Source organism: Uliginosibacterium sangjuense (genome assembly GCF_059132465.1).
The window spans coordinates 3,786,534-3,799,846 of the sequence record NZ_CP101132.1 but is presented as its reverse complement, the minus strand read 5'-3'; the positions used below and the strand labels follow the sequence as shown (position 1 = coordinate 3,799,846).

Here is a 13,313-nt window from a genome sequence, read left to right as displayed (position 1 = left end):
GCAACAGCGGGAACCCACTTTCGCGAGACGAACCCACCTATGAGGCACGTGGATTCCCGCTTGCGCGGGAATGACGGGCGTCCTACGCCCCGACAGAGAGGAGACAAGACCATGAAACTGAGCGAGTTTCACCAGTGGTCCATCACGGACCGCGAAGGTTTCTGGGGCGAGCAGGCGAGCCTCATCCACTGGCACAAGCCTTTCACCAAGGTGCTCGACTACAGCAAGCCGCCGTTCGCGCGCTGGTTCGTCGGCGGTGAGACCAATCTCTGCTACAACGCGATCGATCGTCACCTGGAGAAGCAGGCCGACAAGCCGGCACTGATCTACGTCTCCACCGAGACGAACGTGGAGAAGACCTACAGCTTCCGCGAGCTGCACAAGGAAGTCATGCGCATGGCGGCGATCTTCCAGCGCCTGGGCGTGGATCGTGGTGACCGTGTGGTCATCTACATGCCGATGATTCCCGAGGCGGTGTTCGCGATGTATGCCTGTGCGCGCATCGGCGCCATCCACTCAGTGGTGTTCGGCGGCTTTGCCGCGCACAGCCTTGCTTCACGCATCGACGATGCGGCGCCCAAGCTGGTGGTGTCGGCCGACGGTGGCTCGCGCGGCGGCAAGGTCGTGCCCTACAAGCCGGCACTGGACGAAGCCATCGAGATCGCCGAGCACAAGCCGAACCATGTGCTGCTGGTCGACCGCAAGCTGGCCGAGATGAGCCGCGTGCCGGGGCGTGACGTGGACTATGCGCCGCTGCGCCTGCAGCACATCAATGCCGAGGTGCCGGTGACCTGGCTGGAATCCAACGAGGTGAGCTACACGCTCTACACCTCGGGCACCACCGGCAAGCCGAAGGGCGTGCAGCGCGATGTTGGTGGCTATGCCGTCGCGCTGGCGGCCTCGATGAAATACATCTACTGCGGCAAGCCCGGCGAGACCTATTTCTCCAGCAGCGACATCGGCTGGGTGGTGGGCCACAGCTACATCATCTACGGCCCGCTGCTGGCCGGCATGGCGACCCTGCTGTACGAGGGCACGCCGGTGTGTCCGGATGCCGGCATCCTGTGGCGCCTGGTCGAGCAGTACAAGGTGACGGTGATGTTCTCGGCGCCGACGGCGATCCGCGTGCTCAAGAAGCATGACAGCGCCTTCCTGACCAAGTACGACACCTCCTCGCTGCGCACCCTGTTCCTGGCCGGCGAGCCGCTGGACGAGCCGACCGCCAAGTGGATCTCGGAAGGGCTCGGCAAACCCATCGTCGACAACTACTGGCAGACCGAGACGGGCTGGCCGATCCTGACCGTGGCGCACGGCGTGGAGAAGACGCCCACCAAGTTCGGCAGCCCCGGCATGCCGATGTACGGGTATGACGTGCGACTGCTCAACACCGAGACGGGCGAGGAAGTCGGCCCCAACGAGAAGGGCGTGGTCGCCATCGTGCCGCCGCTGCCGCCGGGCTGCATGCAGACGGTGTGGCGCGACGATGCGCGCTTCGTGAACACCTATTTCAACTCGGTGCCCAACAAGATGTTGTATTCCACCTTCGACTGGGGCATCCGCGATGACGATGGCTATACCTTCATCCTCGGCCGCACCGACGACGTGATCAACGTGGCGGGCCATCGCCTGGGCACACGCGAGATCGAGGAGTCGGTGTCCAGTCACAAGGCGGTCGCCGAGGTGGCGGTGGTGGGCGTGGCCGACCAGTTGAAGGGCCAGGTGGCGGTGGCCTTCGCGGTGCTCAAGGACACGGCGGCAGGCGACACGGCCGACAAGCGCGCCGCGCTGGAGAAGGAGATCATGGCCCTGGTCGACAAGCAGCTCGGCGCGGTGGCGCGGCCGGCCCGGGTGCATATCGTCACCGCCCTGCCCAAGACGCGCAGCGGCAAGGTCTTGCGCCGCTCGATCCAGGCCTTGTGCGAGGGCCGCGATCCGGGCGACCTGACCACCATCGACGACCCCAACACGCTGCGGCAGATCGAATCGGCGATGCGCGCCTGATCGCGCAGCGCTTCTGGCTCCCTTGCGCGCGTTCTCCTCGCGCGACCTCCTGGACCGGCCCTGCGGGGCCGGTTTTTTTTGAGGCGAGCGGTGTGGTCACCTGTTGTCCGGCCGCAGCACGAGGGGGAGAGGCCTCCTGTAGCATACGCATCCGGAATGGCCGCCGCCGAGGGCCGCCACCGAACTCCGGACATCCCACACCATGCGCATCATCAAGCGTCTGTATCCCGTTCTCGCCGCCACGCTCGCGGTCTCTCTCTCTGGCTGCATGGGCTTTCTGGCCGACCAGAAGGCGAGCGAGGCCCTGACGGGCACCTCCTGGACTCTTCACGCCATCCGCTCCTCGTCGACCAAGCTGGTCGACCCAGGCAAGTTCACCCTCACCCTCGGGCCGGAAGGCAAGGCCACGCTGCGCCTGGACTGCAACCGTGGCAGCGCCAAGTGGCAGGCGAGTGCTGACAGTCCTAACTCGGGCCTGCTGATGTTCGGGCCGGTCGCGGGTACGCGGGCACTGTGCCCGCCGCCCGCAATGGACGATCAGGTCACGATGAGCCTCACGTTGGTGCGCGGTTACACCCTCGCCGAGGGCAAGCTGCAGATGAGCCTCATGTCGGACGGCACTGTCATGGAGTGGCTTCCGTTCAAGGAGTGACCGGCAAACGGACGCATCGCAGCCCGCAGGGCCTTGCCTGACCGGCCTGCGTCCCCTGCGGGTCGGGGCGGCGGTTCAGGCACCGTCCGGACCGACCGAGAGCGGCGGCTTGTCTTCGGTCTTGTCGGCCGGAATGCCCAGGGTGCCGTAGAACTCGACGCCGGGCGGGCGTTTCTTCTCGCCATAGCGCAAGCCTTCGGGGTGACTTTCCGTGCTGAAAGCGTCGTCCTGGCCGAAGTCGCCGATCACCTGCGGCGCCTCGACCGCGTAACGCGAATCATCGGGCTGGGGAATCTCGGTGGCGGGGTGGGGGATCTTCATGTGCGGCTCCTTGCTGCTGCCGGCGGGGCCGTGCCACCGCCTGTTTGAAGCATAGGCGTCGCGTCGCCCATGCGCTTGGGGCGGCAATCGCCGTGGGGGCGAGCTATACCGATGGAGTCTTCTGGTGGGCGTCGCGGGAACTTGGCGACGGCCCGGCAGGTCTGTTTGCGATCCGTGCAGTTCCCTTCGCGTGCCCACCGTGGAGAGTGACTCATGCCATCCGCCCCCTTGCCCGCATCCTCCGAGCCGCGCATCGCGTCGGGTCCGCGCGCCGTGCTGGAACTGCCGGTCGCCATCGCCATCATCGTCGGCATCGTCATCGGCGCCGGCATCTTCAAGGCGCCAGCCCTGGTTGCCGGCATGAGTGGCAGCCCTGGCTGGATGTTTGCGGCCTGGCTGCTGGGCGGTGCGATCTCGCTGGTGGGGGCCTTGTGCTACGCTGAACTGGCCACCGCCTACCCCCACGCCGGTGGCGACTATCACTTCCTGGGGCGGGCCTTCGGCCGTCCCTTGGCCCTGGTGTTTGCCTGGGCCCGCTTCTCCGTCATCACCACCGGCTCCATCGCGCTGCTGGCTTTTGTGTGTGGTGACTACCTGGCCGCCGTGCTGCCGCTCCCCCTGCCGGGCGCCTGGTCCTCCGCCGTCTATGCCGCCCTGGCCGTGCTGCTGCTGAACTGGGCCAATCTGCGCGGCATCCGCAGCAGTGGGCGTGCCCAGTTGCTGCTCACGCTGCTGGAGATCGGCGGACTTCTGCTGATCGTGCTGGCCGCCGTCTACCTGCCGGGCCCAGCCAGCGCGCCGGCGGCGGCCACTGGCGCGCCGGACGCATCGGCCTTCGGGCTGGCCATGGTGTTCGTGCTGCTGACTTATGGCGGCTGGAACGAGGCCGCCTACATCAGCGCCGAGATCAAGCCGCCACGCCACAACATGCTGCGTGCGCTGGTGTGCTCCATTCTCCTCATCACCGCGCTCTATCTACTGGTGAACTGGGCCTACTGGCACGGTCTAGGGCTGGCCGGCATGGCGGCCAGTCAGGCCATCGCGGCCGACCTGCTGGGGGCGGCTTTTGGCGAAACCGGCGCGACCCTGATCGCCCTGCTGGTGGCGCTGGCCGCGCTGACCTCGATCAACGCCACCATGATCGTGGGCGCCCGTACCGGCTACGCGGCGGGGCTGGACTGGCCGCAACTGGGGGGCCTGGGCAAGTGGGACGAGGTACGCGGGGCGCCGGCCAATGCGCTGCGCGTGCAATGTCTGGCGGCGCTCGCGCTGATCCTCGTCGGTGCGGCCAGCGGTAGCGGCTTCCGCGCCATGGTCGAGTTCACCTCGCCGGTGTTCTGGCTGTTCTTCCTGCTCAGCGGTCTGTCGCTGTTCGTGTTGCGGCGGCGTGAGCCGGAGACGCCGCGCCCCTTCCGCGTGCCGCTCTATCCCGTGATGCCGGCGGCATTCTGCGCGGTGTGCGCTTACATGCTGTGGTCCAGCCTGTCCTTCGTCTACAGCCAGCGCCTGGGTGGATTCAATGCGGCCTGGATCGGCGTCGGCGTGCTGGCCATCGGCTGCATTTTGCTGTTCTTCATGCGACCCGCTCCCGCGCGGGCCGTCCCCTGAGCCCACCCGACGACAAGGAGAGCACCATGCGTGAACCGACGAAGCACCTGCCAGCGCTTGCACCGCAGCCCGGCCGACGTCATTTTCTGGAGGCGACCGGCGCCTCCTTGCTGGCGCTGGGCTGTGGGCCTGCCCTGGCCCAGTTCGGGCCCAATAACAACCTGGACGTGCCCTACGTGCCGACCCCTCGCGAGGTGGTGGGTGCCATGCTGGACATGGTGGCGGTGAGCAAGGGTGAGATGCTCTATGACCTGGGCTGTGGCGACGGGCGCATCGTGATCGCTGCGGCGGCCGAGCGCGGCGCGCGCGGCGTGGGGATCGACCTCGATCCGGAGCGCATCCGCGAGGCCAACCAGAACGCCAAGGAGGCCGGGGTCAGCGAGCGTGTGAAGTTCATCCAGGGCGACATCTTCAAGGCCAACTTCCGCGATGCCGATGCGGTGACGCTATACCTGCTCGACGAGGTGAACCTGCGCTTGCGGCCGCAGTTGTGGAGCCAGTTGCGCGTCGGCGCACGCGTCGTGTCGCACTCTTTTGCCATGGGCGACTGGCCGCCGCAGCGCAGCGAACGCATCGGCAACGCCACCGTCCATCTGTGGACGATTACCGAGGCCAACAAGCGCGGCGCGCTGGCCTGAGCGGGCGGTACGTTTCCGCGCATCGTTCCCGATGCGGCGCTTCCGCACTCGTCGACAACGGTGCGGCATGGGGTATTCAGGCGACGCGCCCGGCTGCGCGTCCGCCGCAGCGGGAATCGTGCTTGCCAAGCCTGCGTCATGGGCTCACCATGCCAGGGTTCCCGTCGACGCTTGTCGACTGGCCACACATACTCACCGGCCTGCCGCGTCATTCTTCCGACGCGCAGTAGCGTGTCCGCCGTCGCCCCCGCCGGGTGCCTCCGCGCCCCGCCAAGCCACTCCATTCCACGCCTTCTTGGCCCGTGTTCCACGCGGGCCCCAAGGGATCCACCATGCAAGCAGCACGTTACCCCTACAAAGGGTTTTCCATTGAAGCGCTCGTCTACCTCGTGCGTCCCGCCGAGGGGCGCGCCCGCCAGGCGCCCCTGGACAAGCGCTACCAGGCCTCGGTCCAGCTCACCCATGTCGACAGCCAGCAAAAGCGCGTCGTCGCCCTGCCCAGTTGGAACAACTTCGATAGCGTCGGCGATGCGCGCCGGGCTGCCGAGAACTATGGCCGCGAGCTTATCGATGCGCCAGAGCCGATCATGGATGGCCTCGCCGCTAAATGATCGAAACCCTGCTGCTGACCGCGGCGCGCGTCTGCAGCTTTGCCCAGTCGCGTGCCCTGACGAATGCCAGTGGATTCTTCTTCGCGCGTGGCGAGCGCCTGTTCCTCGTCACCAGCCGGCACGTGCTCTTCGACGAGCCGAGTCGCCACTTCCCCGACCGTATCGAGATCGAACTGCACAATGACGCGGCCAACATGGCGCGTTCCACCGGCTTCTCCATTCCGCTCTATCGGCAGGGGCGCGCGTTGTGGCGACAGGGCCAGGATCGGGCCGGTGATATTGACGTCGCGGTGCTGGAGATCGAACGCGCAGCACTGCCGCGCACGGCCGTGCTGTATGCCTTTGGGCCAGACGACCTGCCCGCGGCGGCCAGCCAGGTGGAAGTCGGCAGTTCGCTACTGGTGGTGGGCTTCCCGCTGGGCTTCCATGATTCGCTGCACCATATGCCGGTGGTGCGACAGGCCGTGCTGGCCTCGTCCTTCGGCCTGCGTTTCGAGGGGCAGGGCTATTTCCTGACCGATGCGCGTACGCACCGTGGCACCAGTGGTGCCGCCGTGGTGATGCGGCGGCCCGGAGGTGACGCCTTGCCGTGGACCCTGCTGGGCATCCACTCGGCACGCCTGGACGTGGCGCGTGACCATGTGCTGGACGAGGCCCTGGGGCTCAACTGCGCCTGGTATGCCGACATCCTGCTGACGCTGACGGCCGCGTGACCGCGGCCGCGGCGCCGACCCGGCTCAGGCCGCGCTGACGCGACCCTCGACATCGTCGTTCTCGGGCAGGCGCGAGGCCAGCACCTTGTCGATGGTCTTGCCGTCCATGTCGACGATCTCGAAGCGCCAATCCTCCCACTCCACCGTATCGGCGGTGCGCGGCAGGCGTCCGGTCAGCAGCATCAGCATGCCGCTGAGGGTGTGGTAGCGGCCGCGCTCTTCCTCCGGCACGCTGTCCAGGCCCAGGTGGTCCTTCAGCTCGGGCACCGGAATGTGGCCGTCGAGCAGCCAACTGCCGTCGGCGCGCTGCACCGCCCATGAAGACTCTGGGTCGCGCGGCTTGAACTCGCCGGTGATCGCTTCAATCAGGTCCTGCAGGGTCACGATGCCCAGCACCTCGCCGTATTCGTCGATCACGAAGGCCATGTGCACGTCCGAGGAACGGAAGCTGTCGAGCAGTTCCATGCCGGTCAGCGTCTCCGGCACGAACAGCGGCGCCTGCAGATCGAGCGTGAGGTCTGGTTCGCCGCCACGTGCCATGCGCGCCAGCAGCTTGCGCACCATCAACACCCCCTCGATCTGGTCCAGGCTGCCGCGGGCGACCGGGAAGCGCGGGAAGTCGGAGGATTCGATGCGCTGCAGGTTCTCCTCGAAGCTCTGGTTCAGGTCGAGGTACACCACGTCGCTGCGCGGCACCATCAGCGAGCCGATCTGGCGGTCATCGAGACGGAACACGTTGCGCACCATCGCATGCTCGTGCGATTCGATCACGCCCGCGCTGGTGCCTTCGGCCAGCACCGCATGGATTTCTTCTTCGGTGACGTTGAAGGCGCTGTGCTCCTTGACCCCCATCAGGCGCAGCAGCGCGTTGGTGGAGCCGGACAGCAGACGCACAAAGGGACGGGTGGCCGAGGCCAGCAGGGTGATCGGCCGCGCCACGATGCGCGCCACCAGCTCGGGTTGGCTCTGGCCCAGGCGCTTGGGTACCAGTTCGCCCAGTACGATGGAGAAATAGGTGACCAGTAAGACCACCAGGGCGGTGGCGCTGTAGGACGCATAGGGGTCGATTAGGCCCAGGTGGATCAGGTGCTGGGCCAGCGGTTCGGCCAGCGCGGCCTCGCCGACGATACCGTTGAGGATGCTGATCGAGGTGATGCCGATCTGGATGGTCGACATGAAGCGCGTCGGGTCCTCGCCCAGCTTCACGGCGGCGGCGGCGGCGCTGTCTCCATCATCGATGAACTTCTGTAGCCGCGCCTTGCGCGCGGTGACCAGCGCGATCTCCGACATCGCGAACAGGCCATTGAGGAGGATCAGCGCCAGCAGTAAAGCTATTTCCATGGTGTTGCGCCGGGCCGTTTGTCGCGGGCGGCGCAGAGTTGCGGGGCATCCATTCTACCCGAGGGGTGTATTTGGCCCAAATGCGAGACGGCGAGGCCCTGCGGCCTTCAGCCCTGCCGCCAGCGGTCGATGACGCGACGGTCGCGCTTGGTCGGGCGGCCGTGGATGTCGTCGCTGGGTTCGCGGGCGAAACGGCGCAGGTCAGCCTGGGCCTGCCGCTTCGCCTGGCTCTCCGGGGTTTCCTCGTAGAGCGTGCGTGCCACGCTGGCCGGGCCGCGTTTGTCGGCCAGGCCGGTCACCCTGAGCACCCATTCGCCATCGTGGTGTGACAGCACGACCTCGTCGCCAGGCTTCACCTCCTTGGCCGGCTTTGCGCGCAAGCCATTGATCTGCACCTTGCCGCCGTCCACCGCGTCGGAGGCCAGGGTGCGCGTCTTGAAGAAACGCGCGGCCCACAGCCACTTGTCGATGCGTACTGCACTGAGTGAGTTGTCCTGCTTCATGTGTTCAGAGTGTCACGTAGCTGAAATGGATTCGTCATGGCGCTGACCTGCGGGCGACCGAATATCGCGCTTCCTGTCCGACCCCGGTTTGCATGGCAATGAACACCAAGGCGCTGATCGACAACGCAGTCATCAATTCCACCACCACCGGGCGCAAAGGCCTGGCCGACCGCTTGTTCGCGCACTGGTTCAACCGCCTGGTCTATGCCCAGATCTGGGAAGACCCGGTGGCCGATCTCGCTGCGCTGCAGCTCAAGCCGGGTGCGCACATTCTGACCATCTCGTCCGGTGGCTGCAATGCGCTGGCCTACCTCGCCGCACAGCCTGGCGCGGTGCATGCGGTGGACCTCAACGCGGCGCACCTGGCCACCCTCAAGCTCAAGGCTGCGGCCCTGCGCCACCTGCCGTCCTACGAGGAGGTGCTGGCCTTCCTGGGCGATGCGGCGCAGGCCGACAACCCACTGCGCTACCAGCGCCATCTCGCGCCGCATCTCGACGTGGAGACGCGTGCCTACTGGGACGGACGGGCGCTCAACGGACGCCCGCGTCATCATTACTTCGCGCGTCATTTCTACCGCCATGGTCTGTTGGGCGACTTCATCGCCATGGGCCATGTGCTGGTACGCCTGTTCGGCGGCAATCTCGCTCGCATGGCCGAGGCGCAGACGCTGGAGGAGCAGCGCGCGCTGTACGAGCGCCACGTCGCGCCTGCGCTCAACAATGCTTTCCTGCGCTGGCTGGCGAACCGGCCGATGGCGCTGTACAGCCTGGGCATTCCGCCGGCCCAGTTCGAGGCGCTCAAGCGCGATGCGGCAGACGGCATGCATGCGCTGCTGGTCGAGCGCATGCGGCGCCTCGCCTGTGACTACCCGATCCGCGACAACTGTTTCGCCGGCCAGGCCTTCGCGCGGCGCTATGACACCTCGCGCCAGGAGGCGCTGCCGATGTACCTGCAGGCGCAGCACTACGAGGCCATCCGCAGCGGGCTGGATCAACTGCATGCGCATCACATGACGCTGACCGAGTTCCTGCGCGACCAGCCGCGCGAATCGCTCGACGCCTACCTGTTCCTCGACGCACAGGACTGGATGGACGCGCAGCAGATCACCGAGCTGTGGCGCGAGGTTACGCGCACCGCCGCGCATGGCGCCCGCGTGGTGTTCCGCAGCGGCGGCAGCGCCTCGCCGCTGGAACTGCTGCTGCCGCAGGACATCCTGGGCCAGTGGCGCACCGATCCGGCGCGCAACGCCGAGCTGTACGCCTTGGATCGCTCGGCGATCTACGGCGGCATGCACTGCTATACCAAGGTGTGAGCGGCCGGGGATACCCCGCGGCCGCGTGCTGGAGGACAGGCTGGCGCCATGAACGCCCCCACCCATCCTGATGCCCGCATCGCCGACGGCGTATGGCTCAATGACGCGCTGCGCCTGGGGGGCGCGCACTGGGTGGGCAATGCGCGCTGTCGCATCGAGGTGGTGGAGCTGGGTGGTGCCGCGTTGCCGGTCAGCCTGCTGGAGGGCAGTGCGGGCGACGAGAGCTATGTCGCCAGCCCGCGCTCGGCCTGGCACCGCTATGCGGTGGGTGAGGCGAGGCGGCGCCTGCCGCCGCGCTGGCAGGGCCTGGGCGGGCTCGGCCTGGGGTTTGCAGCGTCGCCGCTGGCGGCGCTGATCGCGGTGGCCGGCCTGGACCGCGCGGCCATTGTCAATAACTGGCTGATCTCGACCAACCTCCACCCGCAGCAGGACGCGCCGGCCTGGCGCAGCCTGACGGAGAACCTGGTGCTGGCGCATCCGGCGCGGCCGCTGATGCTGCGCAATGTGTGCGAGGCAGTGAATCCGGGTCTCCCCGCGACCCTGCAGGACCTTGGCTACCTGCTCCTGCCTGCCCGCCTGGTGTATCTCGCCGACCCCTCGCAGCCGGCGCTGTGGCGCCACAACCACGTCAAGAAAGATCAGCGCCTGCTGGCCAGCGCCGGCGTGGAACTGCTGAATCCCGGCCAGGTGAGCACGCAGGATCTCGACGACCTGCGCCGCTGCTTCCGCAGCCTGTTCATCGACAAGCACTCGGTGCTGAATCCGGACTTCACGCCGGCGTTCTTTGCCTTGTGCCACGAGGCGCGCTTCCTCAACCTGTTCGCCCTGCGCCACGCCGGGCGCATCGCTGGCGTGCTGGGCGTGTACGCGCGTCAGGGCTGGCTCACCACGCCGCTGATCGGCTACGACACCACGCTGCCGGCGGAGCTGGGGCTGTATCGCCGTCTCATGGCCTTGCTCTTGCACGAGGCGCGTGAGAAGAAATGCCGCTTGCATTACAGCTCCGGCGCCGGCAGCTTCAAGCGGGTGCGCGGCGGCGAGCCGCATCTGGAGTACTGCGCGGTGTACGCACGCCACCTGCCGGATGTGCGCCGTGCCGCCCTGGCGGCTCTTGCCGCGCTGTTGAATCGCTTTGCGCCGCCTGCCTTGCTGCGCGCGGGCTGAGTTCACTGAAACCGGCGGGTCAGGCCCCGGCAAGCTGGCGGTAATGTCCGCCGAAGTAGATCAGTGGCTCGCGCTTGTGCCAGCCGAAGCGCTCGACTTCGCCGATGAAGACCAGGTGGTCGCCGCCCGGCACGCGGGTGGTGTTGCGTACCTCGAAGTGGGCGCAGCAGCCTTCCAGCAAGGGAGCGCCGCCCAGGCCCTCGTGCCAGTCCAGGTCCTTGAAACGGTCATGCACCTTGCTGGCGAAATGGTTGGACAGCGCCTGCTGATCGTCGGCCAGGATGTTGACCGCGTAATGGCTGCAGCTCTCGAAGATGGCGAAGGCCGAGTTGCTGCGGGCCAGGCTCCACAGTACCAGGGGCGGCTCCAGCGAGACCGAGTTGAAGGAATTGACGGTCAGGCCCACTGGCTTGCCCTCGGGGCCGACGGTCGTGACCACCGCGATACCGGTGGCGAACATGCCCAGCGCGCGGCGCAGGGCGGCAGGGTCGATGAGTTGATCGTTTTTTTTCATTCGGGGGCTTTCAGCGCCATAAAGGCGCGCGGTTGCGCATTATCCCTTTTGCGGCAGGTGCCTGGCGAGACTTGATCGGCCCGCCGTGCGGCGGGGTGGCTTCGGTACACTGCGCGCCATGACGACACGCCCCCCCGAGCCGGCCCGCAGCGGCCAAGACAGCTTTGCCCATCGCCTGATTGCCTGGCAACGCCAGCACGGCCGCCATACGCTGCCCTGGCAGGCTTCGCGCGAGCCTTATCGCGCCTGGCTGGCCGAGATCATGCTGCAGCAGACGCAGGTGGACACGGTGATCCCGTACTACCGGCGCTTCCTCGAACGCTTTCCGGATGTACGTGCTTTGGCCGAGGCGCCGCTGGACGAAGTGCTGGCCCTGTGGGCCGGGCTGGGCTACTACGCCCGGGCGCGCAACCTGCACCGCGCGGCGCAGACGGTGATGGCGCAACATGGCGGCGCCTTTCCACGCAGCGCGGCGGGGCTGGTCACGCTGCCCGGCATCGGGCGCTCTTCGGCGGCCAGCATTGCGGCCTTCTGCTTCGGCGAGCGTGGCGCGATCCTGGATGGAAACGTCAAGCGCGTGCTGGCGCGCCATCGCGGCATCGAGGGCCATCCCAGCGAGAAGAAGGTGGAGAATTGCTTGTGGGAGGTGGCGGAGAGCCTGCTGCCGGACCTCGGCATTGATGTCTACACCCAGGGCATGATGGACTTGGGCGCCATGGTCTGTACGCGCAGCAAGCCGCGCTGTGGCGACTGCCCGGTGGCGGCGGACTGCGTGGCGCGGCAGGAGGGCCGCACAGCGGAACTGCCCACGCCGCGCCCGCGCAAGGCGGCACCACTACGCCGCGTGCGGGTGCTGGTGCTGCGCCATGGCGGCGCGATCCTGCTGCAGCAGCGCCCGGCCAGCGGGATTTGGGGCGGGCTCTTCAGCCTGCCGGAGCTGGACGAGACCGAGTCGGTCGCGCAAGGCTTGGCGCGCCTGGGCTTCGACCCGGCGACGGCGACGACGGCCCTGCCGGCCTTGCGCCACGTGTTTACCCATTTCACGCTGGATATCGAGCCGCTGCGGTGCGAGCTGCCAGGCCTACCCACCTTGGCGCAGGAGACGGGCTGGCGCTGGGCGGATGCCGCCGAGCGCGCGGGTCTTGGCCTACCGGCGCCGATCAAGCGCTTGCTGGCCTCGCTCGACTGAGCCCGCGCCTCAGGGCGCAGGTGGCGGGGGCGGGGGTAGTGCGTCGCTGGGGGCGGGCGGGGGCGGCAGCGCCGTGTCGCTCGCGGCCGGTTGTGCGTTCGGTTCGCTGGCGCGCTGCGCCTTCTTCTGCTCGACCTCGCGCATCCGCGCGTCGTAGCGGGCGGCATCCTCGCGCGCCTTGGCGGCGCGCTCGGCCGCCTCGCGCTCGCGTTCCTGCTGGCGTGCCTGGCGTGCCGCCTCCTCGGCGGCGCGTTCGGTCGCCGGGCTGCCGGTGGGCTTGGGTTGCACCACGGGGAGCGGCGGCGCCAGGGGCTCGGCCGTGGGGCGCGGCTGGCGCAGCTCTGGCGTGGCCGCCGGCCCGCTGCCACTGGCTGGCGGGACCGGCGTGCCGCTCAGCTCGGCATTGCGGATCACCAGCAACTGGCGCTTGGCCTCGCTGTCGAGGCGATGTGCATCGGCCTCCATCGTGCGGGCGCGGCTCACCTGCTCCAAGTAGTTGTCGCGCGCGCCGTCCATGCAGCGGTAGTAAAGGATGCGTCCGTTGCAGGCGTATTCCTCATGCTCGCGGCGCAGGCCGGCGGCGTCGCGAATGCGCGAGGCCTCCTCGCGCAGCGTGGCCGCCTGGCGTTGCTGCGCCTCCCAGGGCGCGCGCAACTGGTCGGCCACCGAGCGGGTTTGAGCGCAGGCAAGAGCGGGCAGGAGCAGCGACAGCAGGAGAAGACGCATGGCAGAAGGGTGCGGGCTG

The 13,313-nt window shown here is 67.8% G+C and carries 14 protein-coding genes; 9 read left to right on the top strand and 5 right to left on the bottom strand.

The window, feature by feature from the left end:
• The first annotated feature begins 111 nt into the window (after positions 1–111).
• Positions 112–2,001: a propionate--CoA ligase gene (locus NMB43_RS17505; RefSeq protein ID WP_494349448.1), complete on the top strand. Its 1,890-nt coding sequence runs from the start codon at positions 112–114 to the stop codon at positions 1,999–2,001.
• A 202-nt stretch (positions 2,002–2,203) separates the two neighbouring features.
• On the top strand, positions 2,204–2,653 hold the full coding sequence (locus tag NMB43_RS17500; protein WP_494349447.1) for an META domain-containing protein: 450 nt from the start codon (positions 2,204–2,206) through the stop codon (positions 2,651–2,653).
• 75 nt (positions 2,654–2,728) lie between these two features.
• On the opposite strand, the gene NMB43_RS17495 is transcribed toward NMB43_RS17500, so the two are convergent.
• Entirely contained in the window at positions 2,729–2,974 is a 246-nt protein-coding gene (locus tag NMB43_RS17495; RefSeq protein WP_494349446.1) for a hypothetical protein, read from the bottom strand.
• A gap of 213 nt (positions 2,975–3,187) precedes the next feature.
• Between NMB43_RS17495 and NMB43_RS17490 the strand changes: the two genes are divergently transcribed.
• The 4 genes from NMB43_RS17490 to NMB43_RS17475 all read left to right on the top strand — a co-directional run bounded on the left by NMB43_RS17490 (position 3,188) and on the right by NMB43_RS17475 (position 6,544).
• Positions 3,188–4,582: an APC family permease gene (locus NMB43_RS17490; protein ID WP_494349445.1), complete on the top strand. Its 1,395-nt coding sequence runs from the start codon at positions 3,188–3,190 to the stop codon at positions 4,580–4,582.
• A 26-nt stretch (positions 4,583–4,608) separates the two neighbouring features.
• A complete protein-coding gene (locus NMB43_RS17485) occupies positions 4,609–5,220 on the top strand; it encodes a class I SAM-dependent methyltransferase (RefSeq protein ID WP_494349444.1) in 612 nt (203 codons plus the stop codon).
• A gap of 332 nt (positions 5,221–5,552) precedes the next feature.
• Entirely contained in the window at positions 5,553–5,831 is a 279-nt protein-coding gene (locus tag NMB43_RS17480; protein ID WP_494349443.1) for a hypothetical protein, read from the top strand.
• Complete coding sequence (locus NMB43_RS17475; protein WP_494349442.1) at positions 5,828–6,544, top strand: trypsin-like peptidase domain-containing protein; 717 nt, start codon at positions 5,828–5,830, stop codon at positions 6,542–6,544. The genes NMB43_RS17480 and NMB43_RS17475 overlap by 4 nt, the downstream gene beginning before the upstream one ends.
• A 24-nt stretch (positions 6,545–6,568) precedes the next feature.
• Here the strand turns inward: NMB43_RS17475 and NMB43_RS17470 are convergent, their stop codons facing one another.
• Positions 6,569–7,885 (bottom strand): hemolysin family protein, encoded by a 1,317-nt coding sequence (locus NMB43_RS17470; protein ID WP_494349441.1) that lies wholly within the window; start codon positions 7,883–7,885, stop codon positions 6,569–6,571.
• A gap of 107 nt (positions 7,886–7,992) precedes the next feature.
• On the bottom strand, positions 7,993–8,388 hold the full coding sequence (locus tag NMB43_RS17465; RefSeq protein ID WP_494349440.1) for an RNA-binding S4 domain-containing protein: 396 nt from the start codon (positions 8,386–8,388) through the stop codon (positions 7,993–7,995).
• 92 nt (positions 8,389–8,480) lie between these two features.
• Between NMB43_RS17465 and NMB43_RS17460 the strand changes: the two genes are divergently transcribed.
• Together NMB43_RS17460 and NMB43_RS17455 are read left to right on the top strand one after the other, a co-directional pair.
• Positions 8,481–9,701, top strand: coding sequence for a BtaA family protein (locus NMB43_RS17460; RefSeq protein ID WP_494349439.1), 1,221 nt, complete (start codon positions 8,481–8,483; stop codon positions 9,699–9,701).
• Between the two features lie 48 nt (positions 9,702–9,749).
• Positions 9,750–10,865, top strand: coding sequence for a GNAT family N-acetyltransferase (locus NMB43_RS17455; protein ID WP_494349438.1), 1,116 nt, complete (start codon positions 9,750–9,752; stop codon positions 10,863–10,865).
• Positions 10,866–10,884: 19 nt separating this feature from the next.
• Here the strand turns inward: NMB43_RS17455 and NMB43_RS17450 are convergent, their stop codons facing one another.
• Positions 10,885–11,379, bottom strand: a complete 495-nt coding sequence (locus NMB43_RS17450; protein WP_494349437.1) for a flavin reductase family protein — start codon at positions 11,377–11,379, stop codon at positions 10,885–10,887.
• 118 nt (positions 11,380–11,497) lie between these two features.
• Here NMB43_RS17450 and mutY point away from each other — a divergent pair, with 118 nt between their 5' ends.
• On the top strand, positions 11,498–12,568 hold the full coding sequence (mutY, locus tag NMB43_RS17445) for an A/G-specific adenine glycosylase (protein ID WP_494349436.1): 1,071 nt from the start codon (positions 11,498–11,500) through the stop codon (positions 12,566–12,568).
• A 9-nt stretch (positions 12,569–12,577) separates the two neighbouring features.
• On the opposite strand, the gene NMB43_RS17440 is transcribed toward mutY, so the two are convergent.
• Positions 12,578–13,294 (bottom strand): hypothetical protein, encoded by a 717-nt coding sequence (locus tag NMB43_RS17440; RefSeq protein ID WP_494349435.1) that lies wholly within the window; start codon positions 13,292–13,294, stop codon positions 12,578–12,580.
• Positions 13,295–13,313 lie beyond the last annotated feature (19 nt).

Coding starts and splice junctions, on each gene's coding strand:
- NMB43_RS17505 (WP_494349448.1), top strand. CDS start 112: ATGAAACTGAGCGAGTTTCACCAGTGGTCCATCACGGACCGCGAAGGT.
- NMB43_RS17500 (WP_494349447.1), top strand. CDS start 2,204: ATGCGCATCATCAAGCGTCTGTATCCCGTTCTCGCCGCCACGCTCGCG.
- NMB43_RS17495 (WP_494349446.1), bottom strand. CDS start 2,974: ATGAAGATCCCCCACCCCGCCACCGAGATTCCCCAGCCCGATGATTCG.
- NMB43_RS17490 (WP_494349445.1), top strand. CDS start 3,188: ATGCCATCCGCCCCCTTGCCCGCATCCTCCGAGCCGCGCATCGCGTCG.
- NMB43_RS17485 (WP_494349444.1), top strand. CDS start 4,609: ATGCGTGAACCGACGAAGCACCTGCCAGCGCTTGCACCGCAGCCCGGC.
- NMB43_RS17480 (WP_494349443.1), top strand. CDS start 5,553: ATGCAAGCAGCACGTTACCCCTACAAAGGGTTTTCCATTGAAGCGCTC.
- NMB43_RS17475 (WP_494349442.1), top strand. CDS start 5,828: ATGATCGAAACCCTGCTGCTGACCGCGGCGCGCGTCTGCAGCTTTGCC.
- NMB43_RS17470 (WP_494349441.1), bottom strand. CDS start 7,885: ATGGAAATAGCTTTACTGCTGGCGCTGATCCTCCTCAATGGCCTGTTC.
- NMB43_RS17465 (WP_494349440.1), bottom strand. CDS start 8,388: ATGAAGCAGGACAACTCACTCAGTGCAGTACGCATCGACAAGTGGCTG.
- NMB43_RS17460 (WP_494349439.1), top strand. CDS start 8,481: ATGGCAATGAACACCAAGGCGCTGATCGACAACGCAGTCATCAATTCC.
- NMB43_RS17455 (WP_494349438.1), top strand. CDS start 9,750: ATGAACGCCCCCACCCATCCTGATGCCCGCATCGCCGACGGCGTATGG.
- NMB43_RS17450 (WP_494349437.1), bottom strand. CDS start 11,379: ATGAAAAAAAACGATCAACTCATCGACCCTGCCGCCCTGCGCCGCGCG.
- mutY (WP_494349436.1), top strand. CDS start 11,498: ATGACGACACGCCCCCCCGAGCCGGCCCGCAGCGGCCAAGACAGCTTT.
- NMB43_RS17440 (WP_494349435.1), bottom strand. CDS start 13,294: ATGCGTCTTCTCCTGCTGTCGCTGCTCCTGCCCGCTCTTGCCTGCGCT.